Source organism: Pseudomonas shirazica (assembly GCF_015168335.1).
GTDB classification, from domain to species: Bacteria; Pseudomonadota; Gammaproteobacteria; order Pseudomonadales; family Pseudomonadaceae; genus Aquipseudomonas; species Aquipseudomonas asiatica.
Map to the genome: position 1 here is coordinate 2855120 of NZ_CP063456.1, position 15235 is coordinate 2870354.

Below are 15235 nucleotides of genomic sequence, written 5' to 3' on the forward strand. Positions count from 1 at the left end.
GGCCGAATGCTGCTTTGGTGGCCGCGCCTTACTCCCTTGGTAGTAGGGCTTGTGGCGAACGGCCAAATGAGGTGCCCCGTGGGAACTATTCCCGGCAAGGGCGGGACTTTTTCCGTATCCCGCAAGGCCCGCCCCGTCCCACCCTGTGCAGGCCAAAACCTCCACTGGGAACTGCAACCATGACAACAAGAACGCTACCCGCCCTTTCCCCTCTGGCCCTGAGCGTGCGAGCCTTGCTGCTGGCCGGTAGCCTGGCCCTGGGCAGCGTGGCCACGGCAGCCACCACCCCTGCGGCACCTGCCAGCAAGAACGTGACGTGGGAAGACATCGCCAACGACCACCTGACCACCCAGGATGTGCTGCAGTACGGCATGGGTACCAACGCCCAGCGCTGGAGCCCATTGGCCCAGGTCAATGACAAGAATGTGTTCAAGCTGACCCCGGCGTGGTCCTATTCCTTCGGCGACGAGAAACAACGCGGCCAGGAATCCCAGGCCATCGTCAGCGACGGCGTGGTCTACGTCACCGGCTCCTATTCGCGGGTGTTCGCCCTCGATGCGAAAACCGGCAAGCGCCTGTGGACCTACAACCACCGCCTGCCGGACAACATTCGCCCCTGCTGCGATGTGGTCAACCGCGGCGCAGCGATCTACGGCGACAAGATCTACTTCGGCACCCTCGACGCCCGGGTCATCGCCCTCGACAAGCGCACCGGCAAAGTGGTGTGGAACAAGAAATTCGGCGACCACGCCGCCGGCTACACCATGACCGGTGCCCCGGTGCTGATCAAGGACAAGACCAGCGGCAAGGTACTGCTGATCCACGGCAGCTCCGGCGATGAATTCGGCGTGGTCGGCCAACTGTTCGCCCGCGACCCGGACACCGGTGAAGAGGTGTGGATGCGGCCCTTCGTCGAGGGCCACATGGGCCGCCTGAACGGCAAGGACAGCACGCCGACCGGTGACGTCAAGGCGCCGTCCTGGCCGGACGACCCCACCACCGAAACCGGCAAGGTCGAAGCCTGGAGCCATGGCGGCGGCGCCCCTTGGCAAAGCGCCAGCTTCGACCCCGAGACCAATACCATCATTGTCGGCGCCGGCAACCCCGGCCCCTGGAACACCTGGGCGCGCACCTCGAAGGATGGCAACCCGCAAGACTTCGACAGCCTGTATACCTCAGGGCAGGTCGGCGTCGACCCAAGCACCGGTGAGGTGAAGTGGTTCTACCAGCACACACCCAACGATGCCTGGGATTTCTCCGGCAACAACGAACTGGTGCTGTTCGACTACAAGGACAAGGACGGCAAGCAGGTCAAGGCCACCGGCCACGCCGACCGCAACGGTTTCTTCTATGTGGTGGACCGCAGCAACGGCAAACTGCAGAACGCGTTCCCCTTCGTCGACAACATCACCTGGGCCAGCCACATCGACCTCAAGACCGGGCGCCCGGTGGAGAACCCCGGTCAACGCCCGGCCAAACCGCTGCCGGGCGAAACCAAGGGCAAGCCGGTGGAAGTCTCGCCACCGTTCCTGGGTGGCAAGAACTGGAACCCCATGGCCTACAGCCAGGACACCGGCCTGTTCTACATCCCCGGCAACCAGTGGAAGGAGGAGTACTGGACCGAGGAAGTGAACTACAAGAAGGGCTCGGCCTACCTGGGCATGGGCTTCCGCATCAAGCGCATGTACGACGACCACGTCGGCACCCTGCGCGCCATGGACCCGACCACCGGCAAGCTGGTTTGGGAGCACAAGGAGCACCTGCCGCTGTGGGCCGGCGTGCTGGCGACCAAGGGCAACCTGGTGTTCACCGGCACCGGCGACGGCTTTTTCAAGGCCTTCGACGCCAAGACGGGCAAGGAGCTGTGGAAGTTCCAGACCGGCAGCGGCATCGTCTCGCCGCCGATCACCTGGGAACAGGACGGCGAGCAGTACATCGGCGTGACCGTGGGCTACGGCGGCGCGGTACCGCTGTGGGGCGGCGACATGGCCGAACTGACCAAACCGGTGGCCCAGGGCGGTTCGTTCTGGGTGTTCAAGATCCCAAGCTGGGACAACAAGACTGCACAGCGTTGACTGCCTGAGGTGACCTGCGGTGCAGCCTATTGCTTGTAGGAGCCGCCTTGTGCTGCGAAGAGGCCATTACAGCCGAAGCAGATCTGTGGCCTTGCTGGCCTCTTCGCAGCACAAGGCTGCTCCTACAGGTGATGGGCCGCAATGCGGCCCGGGATGATTGCTCGACTTCACATTGAGAGCCTTTTGCCATGACCTATCTGCCACTTGCCTTGCTGATCGTGCTGTCTCCTGCCATGGCCGAGAATGCCGACGACGCAGGCAACGATCCCCCCCTGACCATCAACGGCTGCGTGATTGCCGAAGCCAGCCAGTGCCCGGGGGCCGACCTGCGGGGCGCCAACCTGGCCAACCAGGACCTACGCAAGATGAACCTGGCCGGCGCCGACCTGCGCGATGCGGACCTGCGCCATGCCCGGCTGGACCTGGCCAACCTGGAAAAGGCCAACCTGCAAGGCGCCAACCTGACCCGCGCCAGCCTGCAGCAAAGCAACCTGCGCCTGGCCGACCTGAGCCAAAGCCGGCTCGTTGCAATTCAGGGCTGGGGCCTGTTTGCCCAAGGTGCGCAATTTGCCAGGGCCGACCTCAGCGCGGCCTACCTGCAGTTCGCAAGGTTGTCAGCGGCGAAGATGCAGCAGGCCAATCTGCACGCGGCGGACCTGGAAATGGCCTGGCTGAGCAAGGCTGATCTGCAAGGGGCCGACCTTGGCGATGCCAACCTGCAGGAGGCCAAGTTTGGCCAGAGCAACCTGGCCCGCGCCGACTTGCGCGGGGCGCGGCAGCATTACGGGAATTTTCAAGAGGCCAACATGGAGGGGTGCAAGGGGTGCCCCGAGACCTGGGACAATTGAGCCCGATATCCTGCCTTGCGCAGGCCCCCTGTAGGAGCGGCCTTGTGTCGCGATGGGCTGCAAAGCAGCCCCGACGATTGCTGCGTTGACGCTGAAGCCCCTGGGGGCCGCTTTGCGGCCCATCGCGACACAAGGCCGCTCCTACAGGGCTCTGCGCAGCGTCCAGATAGCAGAACACCTCACCCCGCCACCCGCACCACCCCCAGGTCAATCCCCAGATGCACCAGCTCGGCATGGGAGCTGACCTGCAACTTGCTCTTGAGCAAGGTCAGGTGGTTGGACACGGTCTTGGCACTGATGCACAACTGCTCGGCAATCCCCCGCACCGGTGTGCCCTTGGCCAGCATCACGAAAATTTCCAGCTCACGCTGGGTCATGCGCTGCAGGCGCGGGTCGCTGGCATTCTGCTGTGACGTGCAGGCCAGCTGGGTGGCCAAGGGCTGTTCGATATAGGCATGCCCGGCCAACACCCGCTGCACCGCCTCGATCAGCACTTCGGGCGCCGAGTTCTTGGTCAGGTATCCCGAGGCACCAGCATCCAGCGCCTGGCGCACCAGCGGCAGTTCGTCATGCATGCTGAAGAACAGCACCCGCAACTGCGGCAGGCGCTGACGCAGGCGCCGGGTGGTTTCCAGGCCGCTGATGCCTGGCAGGCCAAAGTCCATGATCACCAGGTTGGGCACCTGTTCCTGAACCCGCGCCAGCGCCTCTTCGCCACTGGCAGCCTCACGCACCTGTACCTTCGGCAGCACCGCTCGCAGCAGGCTGGCATAGCCCTGGCGGACCACGGCGTGGTCATCGACCAACACGATATTCATCACACCTCCATGGGAATGTTCAGGGCCAGCGCCCAGCCGGCACCCGGTCGGCTGAGGATGCGCAGCTCACCGCCCAGGCTGCGGGCGCGCTCGGCCATCGAGTGCAGGCCTACCCCGGGGCGCTGGGGCTGGCTGGCACCGCAACCGTTGTCGCGAACCAGCAGGCGCAAGCCCTTGGCGCTGCGTTGCAGGCGCACCCGCACCTGGCTTGCGCCGGCGTGACGGGCGACGTTGGTCAACGCCTCCTGCAGCAAACGATACAAATGCGTGCGACTCGGCCCGGGTAGTGCCGGCAAATGCTCGCCTACCCGCAGGCGGCAATCGATACCCTGGCTGGCCTGCCATTGGCTCACCAGCAGGCCGAAGGCTTCGGCCAGCGGCATGTGCTGCAACGCCAGCGGGTACAGGTCATGTACCAGGGCGCGGAAACCTTGCTGCAGGCGTTCACAATCGAGCTCCAGGGTGCGTGTCGTCTGCGCCACCGCGGTTGGCTGGTCGGCGACCATGCGCAGCAGGCAGAGCTGGGCCCGAATACCCGCCAGGTATTGCCCGAGATCGTCGTGCAGGGTCTGCGCCAACTGGGTGCGCTCCTGCTCCTGCACCGCCAGCAGGGCCTGGGTGAGTTGGGTATTGTCGCAGCGGGCCTGCTCCAGAGACGCGGTCATGCGGTTGAAGTGCTCCGCCAATTGGCGCGCCTCCGGCAGGCCGGCCTCGCGCAGGCGTGCGGTCAATTGCCCACCCGAGACCTGGCGCAAGGCCTGCAGCAGATCGTCCAGCAAGCCCATGCCCCGCCGCACCGCCCAACGGATGGTCAACAAGCTCAGCAACAACGCCAGGCCGCACAGGACCAACAGCTGCTGCAGCGAGTCGCGGACCTCATCGATTTCATCCCGCGCATCCACGGCGATCATTACCCGGCGGCCGTCACCCAGCTCCAGCAGCCGGCTGCTGTCGTGGCGCTGGCCAAGCAGTTGGCGGCCCAGCCAGGCATCCAGGCCGGTTGCTTGCGGCAGCCGCGCAGGTTCATCCGCCGCGAGCCAGTGCACCCGCACATGGCGCAGGCTTTGCGTCAGCCGTGGTTGCAGGCTCTGCGGGTCGCGCTCGGCAGTGTCGCCGAGGTATGCCACCACAGCTTGCGCCGACTGCAACTCCCGCTCCACGTCAGCCACCGCCTGGCGCAACAGCACCCCGGCACAGGCCAGCGTCAACATCGCGAAGCAACAAGTGACCCAGAGGTTGATCCGCCACAGGGCCGAAAGGTTGACAAGGCGCATGGGCAGTTCTCCTCGGGGTTGCTGCAGCCATCGTAAAACCCGCGCCCATGTGGTGAATTACTACCTTGGTACCGGGCGAGCGCTACTTTCTGCATATTCCCCCCTCCCGGCGCGCTTCCTATGCTGGCGCCATCTGCCGTGGAGTTGCCTTATGCGCCTGCCTGCCCACCTTGCCATGACCTGCCTGCTGGCCCTGGCCGCGACGCTTTCTGCAAGCCCGGCACCCGCCGCGCAGGCCCCGGGCGGGGAACCGTTGCAAGTGCGCATCGGCTATCTCGGCTATCGCCCCGATCCCGGCCCGCTGCTGTCCAACATCATTCCCGAACCCACCGATGCCGGGCTGCAGGGCGCCGAACTGGCGATTGTCGACAGCAACAGCAGCGGGCGTTTTCTCAAACAGGAATTCCACCTGGCCAATGCCACGGTCGAAAGCCCCGAAGCCCTGCTGCAAGCTGCCAAGGCCCAGCATGACCAGGGCCTGCGGCTGTTCGTGGTAAATGCCCCCGCCGCCAGCCTGCGCGCGCTATCTGCCGCCCTGCCCGACAGCCTGCTGTTCAACGCCGGCAGCCCGGACGACAGCCTGCGCAGCAGCCAGTGCCTGGGCAATGTGCTACACAGCCTGCCCAGCCGCGCCATGCTGGCCGATGCCCTGGCGCAGTTCCTGGTAATGCGCAAATGGCAGCGGGCGCTGTTGGTCGTCGGCCAGACAGACGATGACCGGGCCTATGCGGCGGCCCTGCGCCGCGCCATGAAGCGCTTTGGCATGCAGCTGGTCGCGGAGAAAGCCTGGACATTCGACAACGACCAGCGCCGCAGCGCCCAGGCCGACATGCCGCTGTTCACCCAAACCGCCGAGTACGACGTGGTGCTGGTGGCTGACGAACGCGGCGACTTCGGCGAGTACCTGCCCTACCAGACCTGGTATCCGCGGCCGGTAGCCGGCACCCAGGGCCTGACCCCCACCGGCTGGCACAAGACCGTTGAAACCTTCGGCGCGGCGCAGTTGCAAAAGCGCTTCGAAGCCCAGGCCGGGCGCTGGATGAACGACCGCGACTTCGCCGCCTGGATGGCCGTGCGCAGCGTCGCCAGCGCAGTGAGCAAACTGCGCCAGGCCGAGCCCCGCGCCCTGCAGCAACTGCTGCTCAGCGAGCAGTTGCCGCTGGACGGCTTCAAGGGCCGCAAGCTCAGCTACCGCCCGTGGAACGGCGAGCTGCGCCAGCCGATCCCGCTGGTGCAGCCGCGGGCCCTGGTCAGTACCTCGCCGCAGGAGGGCTTCCTGCACCCGTTCAACGAAATGGACAGCCTGGGCTACGACAGGCCCGAAGTGACCTGCGGCTACCCCTGACCCGATAACCACAACAAAAAAGGATTTCGCCATGCGTCGCTCCCCTTTTCACCGGGCACTGCTTTACCCCAGCCTGCTGTCGGGCGCCCTGGCCCTTGCCAGCGGGCACGCCGTGGCCGCCACCGCCTGGGTATCGAACGAGAAGGACAACAGCCTCAGCCTGATCGACATGCAGACCCTGCAAGTCACCGAAACCCTGCCAGTGGGCCAGCGCCCGCGCGGCCTGCTGCTGTCCCACGACAACACGCTGCTGTACATCTGCGCCAGCGATTCGGACCGGGTGCAAGTGATGGATGTGGCCAGCCGCAAGATCATCAAGGAACTGCCCTCCGGCAAGGACCCCGAGCAGTTCGCCCTGCACCCCAACGACCGCTGGTTGTACGTGTCCAACGAGGACGACGCGCTGGTGACGGTAATCGATACCCAGACCGACAAGGTGCTCGGGCAAATCGACGTCGGCATCGAGCCCGAAGGCATGGCAGTGAGCCCGGATGGCAAATGGGCGGTCAACACCAGCGAAACCACCAACATGCTGCACTGGATCGACACCAGCACCCAGACCCTGGCGGACAGCACCCCGGTGGACCAGCGGCCGCGCTTCGTCGAATTCAGCCAGGACGGCTCGCGGCTGTGGGCCTCGGCAGAAATCGGCGGCACGGTGACCATCCTCGACGTGGCCAGCCGCCAGGTGCTGAAAACCCTGAACTTCCAGATCAAGGGCGTGCACCCGGACAAGGTCCAGCCGGTAGGCATCAAGCTCAGCGCCGATGGCAAGTACGCGTTCGTCGCCCTGGGCCCTGCCAACCATGTGGCGGTGGTCGATGCCAAGACCTATGAGGTACTCGACTACCTGCTGGTGGGCCGGCGGGTCTGGCAACTGGCGTTCACCCCGGACCAGAGCCAGTTGCTGGCCACCAACGGGGTCAGTGGCGACGTTTCGGTGATCGATGCAAAAAACCTCAAGGTGCTCAAGTCGGTGAAGGTCGGCCGCTACCCCTGGGGCGTGGTGGTGACGCCATGAATACCCTCGAAGTCAGTGACGTGAGCTTTGCCTACGGCCAGCGCGAGGCGCTCAGGCACGTCGGCTTCAGCCTGGCGCCCGGGCGCTTCGCCGCCTTGCTGGGCCCCAATGGCGCCGGCAAGTCGACCTTGATCGCCCTGCTCACCCGCTTGTACGACCTGCAGCATGGCGACATCCGCGTGTGCGGCTGCTCGCTGCGCAACGCCACGCGCCCGGCCTTGCGCCAGCTGGGCGTGGTGTTCCAGCAAAGCACCCTCGACCTGGACCTGAGCGTGGAGCAGAACCTGCGCTACCACGCCTCGCTGCACGGCCTGTCGCGGCGCCAGGGCAATGTTCGGGTCGATGCCGAGTTGGCCCGCCAGGGCCTCGATGAGCGGCGGCGCGAACCGGTCCGGGCGCTGAACATCGGCCATCGGCGCCGGGTGGAGATTGCCCGCGCGCTGCTGCATGAGCCGCGTTTGCTGTTGCTCGACGAGGCCAGCGTCGGCCTCGACCCGGCTAGCCGCCTGGCGCTCAACCAGCACCTGCGGCTGCTGTGCCGCGAGCAGCGCCTCAGTGTGCTGTGGACCACCCATCTGCTGGACGAAGTGCAGCCCAGCGATGACCTGCTGATCCTGCATCAAGGGCGCCTGGTGGCCAGCGGCACGGCCGATGCCCTGAGCCTGGAGCACGGCGGTGACCTCGACCATGCCTTTGCCCGCCTGACCAGCGCCCCCACAGGAGCCAATGCCCGATGAACGCTTACTGGCAGTGCTTCAACGGCATTCTCCTGCGCGAATGCCTGCGTTTCGTCCTGCAACGCACCCGTTTTCTCAGCGCCCTGGTGCGCCCGCTGCTGTGGCTGCTGGTGTTCGCCGCCGGCTTTCGCGCGGCCCTGGGCATTGCGATCATCGAGCCCTACGACACCTATATCCCCTACGAGGTGTACATCATTCCGGGCCTTGCCTGCATGATCCTGCTGTTCAACGGCATGCAGGGCTCGCTGTCGATGGTCTATGACCGGGAGATGGGCAGCATGCGCGTGTTGCTGACCAGCCCGTTGCCGCGGCCCTTCCTGCTCGGCAGCAAGCTGCTGGCGACCTCGTTGATCTCCCTGCTGCAGGTGTACGCCTTCCTTGCCATCGCCTGGTTGTATGGCGTGCAGCCACCGGCTGCGGGCCTGTTGCTGGCGCTGCCAGCGTTGTTGCTGGTGGCGCTGATGCTCAGCGCCCTGGGCCTGTTGCTATCGAATGCGATTCGCCAGCTGGAGAACTTTGCCGGGGTGATGAACTTCGTGATATTCCCGCTGTTCTTCCTGTCCTCGGCGCTGTACCCGTTGTGGAAGATGCGCGAGGCCAGCCAGTGGCTGTACTGGCTGTGTGCAGTGAACCCGTTCACCCATGCCGTGGAGTTGGTGCGCTTTGCCTTGTATGAGCGCTTCAACCCGCTGGCGCTGGCGGTATGCCTGGGGCTGACCGTGCTGTTCACCCTGCTGGCGATCCTTACCTTCAACCCCCAGCATGCGGCGCTGCGCAAGCCGCGCTGAGCGGCAGCGATCCATCGCTTAGCGCGAACCCTGTGGGAGCGGGCGCGCCCGCGAAACAGGCGACGCGGTGTATGGCACCGGCTTCGCCGGTGTTCGCGGGCACGCCCGCTCCCACAAGGGAAGGTGACACGCTCTCGAACATTGTTCCCTGTGCGACAGCGTAGCCCAAAAGGGATGGGCAATCTCCCACAGGTTTGCGCGCCCGGCTTTCTACTACTTTGGTACTGCCTTTGCTGTCTGATCGTCGCATTCACAATGCACCGCCACTGACATGTAATGGGCCTATAACAAAAAGGACAACCCCCATGCCACGTGCCCTGCCCCGGCTGCCAGGCCCATTGCTGGCGGCGCTTTCCCTGAGCCTGACGCTGGGCATCGCCCAGGCCGACACCACGCCGCTATTCTCCGCCGACGGCTACCGCACCTCCCTCTACCGCAGCCCGACCCCACAGCAGGTCGAGGGCGGCCAGGTCATCGACACCGCCATGCTGCAAGCCCTGCTGGGGCACACCCCCAAGCCGGTGCTGATCGACGTCTATCGCCGCCAATGGCTGCAAGGCCGCTTCATCGAAGATGAACCCCACGCCAACATCCCCGGCAGCCGCTGGCTGGCCAACACCGGCGACGGCGAGCTGAGCCCGGCGTGGCACGATTACTTCGTGCGCAACCTGCAACTAGCCACCACCGGGCGCACGGAGCAACCGCTAGTTTTTTACTGTCGCTCCGATTGCTGGTTAAGCTGGAACGCGGTAAAACGCGCGAAAGCCCTGGGCTATAAGAATCTGTATTGGTACCGCGATGGCCTGGACGCCTGGCAACAGGCCAACCTGCCGCTGCAGCCAGCGCAGCCGGAACCCTTCCCCTGAATTCATCGCCTGCAAACGCGTGCCCGCTCCATCCAATAAAAACGAGGTGAAAAGGCCATGTACAAAATTCTGATTGCCGACGATCACCCCCTGTTTCGCGAAGCCATCCACAACGTTATCAGCGATGGCTTCCAGGGCAGCGAAGTCATGGAAACTGCCGACCTGGACAGCGCCCTGGCGCTGACCCACGAACATGACGACCTCGACCTGATCCTGCTCGACCTGAACATGCCCGGCATGCATGGCCTCAATGGCCTGATCACCCTGCGCAACGAGGCACCGACGACGCCGGTGGTGATCGTCTCGGCCGAGCAGGAAAAGCAGATCGTGCTGCAGGCCATCACTTATGGCGCGGTGGGCTTCATCACCAAGTCCTCGCCACGTTCACAAATGATCGAAGCGATCGAGCAGATCCTCAACGGCAATGTCTACCTGCCGCCCGACATCATCCGAGCCCAGAAAAGCAGCACCAGCCGGCGCCTGAACGATGCCCCGAGCTTCCCCCCGGAGATGCTCCAGGCCCTGACCCGCAAGCAGCTGCTGGTGCTCGAGCGCATGACCAAGGGCGAGTCGAACAAGCAGATCGCCTACACCCTGGATATCGCCGAGACCACGGTCAAGGCCCACGTTTCGGCGATCCTGCGCAAGCTCAACGTGCACAACCGGGTGCAGGCCATCCTCAGTGCCGGTGATATCGATTTCGGTGATTACCTGCGGCGTTGATCTGCCGCTGCTCCTTTTCCCAGGCTACATCATTGCCCTGTAGGAGCAGCCTTGTGCTGCGAAGAGGCCGGCAAGGCAAAAATCTTCTCTAGCAGTAATGGACTCTTCGCAGCGCAAGGCTGCTCCTACAGGTACTGAGCAGCCTTTGGGTCCGATTGTCTGGCATCACGGCTAGCCCTGGCTGCCCAGCAAATGGCTCATCGCCGCCTTAAGCTTCATCGGCCGCACCGGCTTGTGCATCAGGGTGTGGCCCTGCTCGCGGATCTGTTGCTTGAGCTCGTTGCTGTAGTTGGCGGTGATCATCATCGCCGGCAAGGGCTGGGTACGGCGGGCATTGATCCGCGCCACGGCGTCGACGCCATTGCAGTCATTGTCCAGGTGGTAGTCGGCGATCAGCAGGTCGGCCTCGGCATGGTAGTTGTCCACCTGGCGCGCCAGGTCCTCCTCCGACAGCGCGGTGACCACCCGGCAGCCCCACCCCTCCAGCAGGGTGCGCATGCCAGCGCAAATCGCCGCATCGTTATCCAGTACCCACACCCGCGCCCCGCGCAGGCGTTCGAGCATCGGCTCGCTGATTGCCTGGCTCGGCTGGGCCTTGGGCGCGATGGTGCTCAGCGGCACTTCGACCGCGAATACCGAGCCTTTGCCAAGCCATGAACGCACCCGAATCCGGTGGCCAAGAATGCCGGCGATCTTTTCCACGATCGCCAGGCCCAGGCCCAAGCCACGGTCCTGGTCCGGACGCTGCACATCACCGCGCCTGAACTCCTGGAACATTTCTTCCAGGTGCTCTTCGGCGATACCGATCCCGCTGTCCCATACTTCGATCCGCAAGCCGCCACGCTGGCGCCGGCAGCCCAGCACCACGCGCCCACTGCGGGTGTAGCGAATGGCATTGCTGAGCAGGTTGCGCAGGATCCGCGCCAGCAGCTGGATGTCACTACGGACCACGGCGGAACAGCCCACGAAATGCAGTTCAAGCCCTTCGCTGCGCGCCACCTGGGCGTATTCGGCAGCGAGGTTGTCCATCAGTTCGCGCAGGGCGAACGGGGCGACATCGGCCTTGATCACGCCAGCATCGAGCTTGGAAATATCCACCAGGGTACCTAGCAGGTTCTCCACATCCTCCAGCGAGTTGCTGACATTACGCACCAGGTGGGCACTGTTGTGCGGCTCGCGGTGTTCGAGCAAGGCGCTGGTGAACAGCCGCGCCGCGTTCAGTGGCTGCAGCAAGTCATGGCTGACGGCGGCAAGGAACTTGGTTTTCGACAGGTTGGCCTGCTCGGCCTCGCGCTTGGCCTCGCGCAGGCGCGATTCCACCCGGCTGCGCTCCTCGATTTCGCGCAGCAGCTGCTCGTTGAGGCTGGTCAGCTCGGCCGTGCGCTCGCGTACCCGTTGCTCCAGGTGCTGATACGCCTGGTGCAGCGCCTGTGCGGTATTGCGTCGCTCGGTGATGTCGCGGATCAACACGAAGATGCCCACCACTTCGCCATTGGCCAGGCGGTTCGGCACGTAGGAGCGCAGCATGTAGCGTTCCTGGCCGTTGATGTTGGTTTCGGCAAATTCGAAGGTTACGCTCTCCCCCGCCAGCGCCCGCGCCACGTAGGCCTCCAGGCGCTGGTAATGCTGCTCGCTATGGGCCTCGCGCAGGCTCTGGCCCAGCATCACGCCGCGAGGCCAGCAATACCATTCTTCATAGACCTTGTTGGTGAATTCGTAGACCAGGTCGGCATTCAGGTAAGCGATCAGCGCCGGCACATGGTCGGTGATCAGGCGGATCTGGTGCTGGTGTGCCGTCTCGGCCCGCTGCCGGGCCTCGCTGAGCAGGTGGTTGACGGCCTTGAGCTCGGCCATGGCCTGGTTCAGCGCTTCGGTGCGTTCGCGCACCTGCTCGGCCAGCACCACCGAATGCTGAAACGCGGCATAAGGGTCGTTGCCACGCGTGACGCCGGACTCAATACGCTCGATCAGGGCGCCGTTGATACGCTGCAGCTTGTGGTTCTGGTGCTGCAGCCGGGCGACCTCGGCCTGCAGTTCAGCGACCGACAGGAGGCCGGTTGCGGGCAATGGCGACTCCGGTGAAGGTCTGGTTGATGTGCATGCCATCGAACTGTTCTCCGTAGGTGTTGAAGCCGATCACCCGCTGCTCGCGCAGGAACGCACCGACCGCTTCCAGCCCGTCCCGGGCTTCCAGCTCCAGCCGCCGCAGGAAGCAATCGCAACCGATGGTCAGCAGCAGCGGGCCGAGGCGCTGCTGCAAGCCGTCGAACAACTGGTGCAGGTTCGGCAACAGCGGGCCTGGGGTCATGGCGGTGAGCACGATGCCGTTTTCAACAGCGCAGTAGAAACTCAGGCTCAGGTCCGGGTGCACCTGCTGTATCGCCCGCACGTAGTACTGGTCGTGGATGCGCACGGCCAGCGGATGGGCAGCGAACACACGATGATCGAGCTCGGCCACCGGCACGCCGATGTGCCGGGCGTATTCCTCGGCAGCTGGCTCGGCATTCAGTTCGAAGACCCGGCGCTGGGCACTGTCGGCACCGGTGACCACCAGCTTTTCCTGGCGCGGCAGGATGTGGTGGGTGGTGAACACTTCGAAGTCGAGCCAGGTATTGACCAGCACCACCACCGCCGCGCCGTGGTGGAACGCGCCGCCGAAATACACGTGGGTGCGGGTCAGGTAGTTGTCGTCGCCGGCCGAGCCGCCGAAATGCGGGATGTCGCCCAGGGCCGCACTGAGGGCGGCAAGCACCATTTCCTCACGGCTGGACAAGCCGTCGAGCAGGGTCAGGGCAAAGCTGTGGCCCTTGATCGGCGCCAGGTTATTGCTGCGGCAGGTGCCGACCAGGCGCTCGACCATCTGCTGGGCGTCGATCAGGCTGAAGCGCTCCATTTCATCGATCAGCTCGGTGGCGATGGAAAAGTGCCGATGATCGAACCCCACTGCCGTTATGCAGTTGCGGCCATAGCCCTGCGGGGTGATTTCCCCGGCGCTGGTGCAACCGACCAGGCGGATGCCGCCAAAACCCTGCTCCAGGGCTTCGCCCAGGGCCTGCAGGTCGTACTCGGCGGAGCAGAAGAACAGCACGAAGCCCAGGTGCGGGTGCAGCAACTGCGCCGCCAGCTCCTGGGCTGCCTGCCGGGCGTCGGTTGCCTGGGACATGGCGCTGACCACACCGTCGTTGTGAGCCTGCTGCATCGTGGTCTCCGGCGCGGGGTGGCTGAGTGATGAGTGTACGAAGGCGATCATCGAGGACGAATGCTACTTGGGTAGCGGGTGGGCGGTTCCATGGACGTAATATCACCGGCATGCGCGGGACCTTGTAGGAGCGGCCTTGTGTCGCGAAAGGGCTGCAAAGCAGCCCCAGCAATTTGTGCATCGCTGCTGAAATCCTGGGGCCGCTTTGCGGCCCTTTCGCGACACAAGGCCGCTCCTACAATTGACCGTGTTGCCCGGTCTGGCAAGGCTTACCAGGTGAGCACCGCCCCCACCGCAAAGGTATCGGTGTCTTCGTTCTGGTCACTGGTTTCATGGCCGTCGATGGAGAACTGGTTGTACTCGGCAACCAGCTTGAGGTTGTCGTTGACGTCATGGAACAGCGCCACGCCACGAGTCTCGTAATCCGCACCGCTGCCCACCGCACCGTTGCCATCGTCCTTGGTCTTGCCATACGACAGCGCCACCCGGTTCTTGCCAACCTTGTAGGAGCCCTGTAGCAGGTAGCCGTCGCTGTCGACATTGCGCAAGGTCGGTTCGCCAGCGTTGTTGGTGAAGAACGGGTTGATGCCCTTGGCCTGGAACCCCGAGCCGGTCAGCGACACCCCCCCCATCTTCGCCTGCACACCGTAGCCGACACCTTTGGAGGTGACCGACTGCACCGCCGGGTCGGTGTTGTCGGAGGTCTGGTAGCTGCCGTTGAGCCAGCTGTAGATCTGCGCCCCACCCAGGTCGAACTGGTAGGTGATCTCGCTTTCGGTACGCGGGTTTTCCTGGTAGGCCTTGCCGGTCGGGCTGCTGTCGTTGGTGTCCACCGGGTCCATGATGCCCACCGCCACCCGCAGGCCGTCCATCACTGGGGTGCGGTAGGTGATTTGCGAGGTGGGGAACGGGTACGGGTAGCCGCTACCGATGTTGCCGAACGAGACCCCGCCGCCGTCAACCAGCCCCAGGGTGTCACTGACCTGGCCATAACCGGCCAGCAGTTCGTCGAGCAGGATATTGGAACGGGCGAACAGCCCGAAGTCCTTGCCGATCAGCACCTCACCCCACTCGGGGTTGGCCACGGTGCCGTAGAACTGGCGCACGTCGATGGCGGTGTCGGTACCGTTGGTTTCGCTGTCGTTGATGGTCACCCAGAACGAGGCTCGCGCGCCGAGCTTCAGGTCATCTACCTGCTTGCCCATGTTGAAGCCCAGGTAGTTGGGCAGAAAGCCCATCTTCACCCGTGACTGGCGGCGATCGAACTGCTCACCCTGCCGATCGACATCGCTGTTGACGTAGAAGGCGTTGATATAGCCGTCGGTGGAAAACGTCGTCTGGTCCTTGTCGTACAGCATGATCTCGGCCTGAGCCAGGCTGCTCAGGCAAAGGGTCGACAGGCTGACGGTAACAGCCGCCAGCAAACGTGGGGACAGATTCTTATTGTTGTACATGTCGCGCTCCGAAACGGGGACGGGATGTCGGAGGCGATTATCAGAAGCTGGCAAACAGCCAGAAACGCTGCCTTGGAGGGGGCTGCC

Annotated in this window: 13 protein-coding genes; 8 read left to right on the top strand and 5 right to left on the bottom strand. The window is 64.5% G+C overall.

Features of this window, described 5'->3' with window-relative positions; genetic code table 11:
* The first annotated feature begins 179 nt into the window (after window positions 1–179).
* Window positions 180–2075 (top strand): quinoprotein ethanol dehydrogenase, encoded by a 1896-nt coding sequence (gene exaA, locus IMX18_RS13025; RefSeq protein ID WP_043935556.1) that lies wholly within the window; start codon window positions 180–182, stop codon window positions 2073–2075.
* 188 nt (window positions 2076–2263) lie between these two features.
* Window positions 2264–2923 (top strand): pentapeptide repeat-containing protein, encoded by a 660-nt coding sequence (locus IMX18_RS13030; RefSeq protein WP_137137417.1) that lies wholly within the window; start codon window positions 2264–2266, stop codon window positions 2921–2923.
* Between the two features lie 179 nt (window positions 2924–3102).
* Here the strand turns inward: IMX18_RS13030 and IMX18_RS13035 are convergent, their stop codons facing one another.
* Window positions 3103–3741, bottom strand: a complete 639-nt coding sequence (locus tag IMX18_RS13035) for a response regulator (protein ID WP_003257635.1) — start codon at window positions 3739–3741, stop codon at window positions 3103–3105.
* Entirely contained in the window at window positions 3741–5015 is a 1275-nt protein-coding gene (locus tag IMX18_RS13040) for a HAMP domain-containing sensor histidine kinase (RefSeq protein ID WP_100413427.1), read from the bottom strand. The genes IMX18_RS13035 and IMX18_RS13040 overlap by 1 nt, the downstream gene beginning before the upstream one ends.
* A gap of 151 nt (window positions 5016–5166) precedes the next feature.
* On the opposite strand from IMX18_RS13040, the gene IMX18_RS13045 reads away from it, so the two are divergent.
* The 6 genes from IMX18_RS13045 (at window position 5167) to IMX18_RS13070 (ending at window position 10495) form a co-directional block, all read left to right on the top strand.
* Window positions 5167–6360: an ABC transporter substrate-binding protein gene (locus tag IMX18_RS13045; protein WP_217190493.1), complete on the top strand. Its 1194-nt coding sequence runs from the start codon at window positions 5167–5169 to the stop codon at window positions 6358–6360.
* 31 nt (window positions 6361–6391) lie between these two features.
* Window positions 6392–7381, top strand: a complete 990-nt coding sequence (locus IMX18_RS13050; protein ID WP_217190492.1) for a YVTN family beta-propeller repeat protein — start codon at window positions 6392–6394, stop codon at window positions 7379–7381.
* On the top strand, window positions 7378–8118 hold the full coding sequence (locus tag IMX18_RS13055; protein WP_015270045.1) for an ABC transporter ATP-binding protein: 741 nt from the start codon (window positions 7378–7380) through the stop codon (window positions 8116–8118). Before IMX18_RS13050 ends, IMX18_RS13055 begins: the two co-directional genes overlap by 4 nt.
* Window positions 8115–8906: an ABC transporter permease gene (locus IMX18_RS13060; RefSeq protein ID WP_013972167.1), complete on the top strand. Its 792-nt coding sequence runs from the start codon at window positions 8115–8117 to the stop codon at window positions 8904–8906. Before IMX18_RS13055 ends, IMX18_RS13060 begins: the two co-directional genes overlap by 4 nt.
* Window positions 8907–9211: 305 nt before the next feature.
* Entirely contained in the window at window positions 9212–9772 is a 561-nt protein-coding gene (locus IMX18_RS13065; protein ID WP_217190490.1) for a PQQ-dependent catabolism-associated CXXCW motif protein, read from the top strand.
* 57 nt (window positions 9773–9829) lie between these two features.
* Complete coding sequence (locus IMX18_RS13070) at window positions 9830–10495, top strand: response regulator transcription factor (protein WP_013972165.1); 666 nt, start codon at window positions 9830–9832, stop codon at window positions 10493–10495.
* Between the two features lie 171 nt (window positions 10496–10666).
* Here IMX18_RS13070 and IMX18_RS13075 read toward each other — a convergent pair whose 3' ends face one another.
* From IMX18_RS13075 to IMX18_RS13085, 3 genes are all read right to left on the bottom strand, one after another.
* The gene (locus tag IMX18_RS13075) at window positions 10667–12562 is read right to left on the bottom strand and encodes a PAS domain-containing hybrid sensor histidine kinase/response regulator (protein WP_015270042.1); all 1896 of its coding nucleotides are present in this window, start codon (window positions 12560–12562) and stop codon (window positions 10667–10669) included.
* Window positions 12531–13694 (bottom strand): nitric oxide-sensing protein NosP, encoded by a 1164-nt coding sequence (nosP, locus tag IMX18_RS13080; RefSeq protein ID WP_013972164.1) that lies wholly within the window; start codon window positions 13692–13694, stop codon window positions 12531–12533. The genes IMX18_RS13075 and nosP overlap by 32 nt, the downstream gene beginning before the upstream one ends.
* A gap of 269 nt (window positions 13695–13963) precedes the next feature.
* Window positions 13964–15148 (bottom strand): porin, encoded by a 1185-nt coding sequence (locus IMX18_RS13085; protein ID WP_217190488.1) that lies wholly within the window; start codon window positions 15146–15148, stop codon window positions 13964–13966.
* Window positions 15149–15235: the final 87 nt, after the last annotated feature.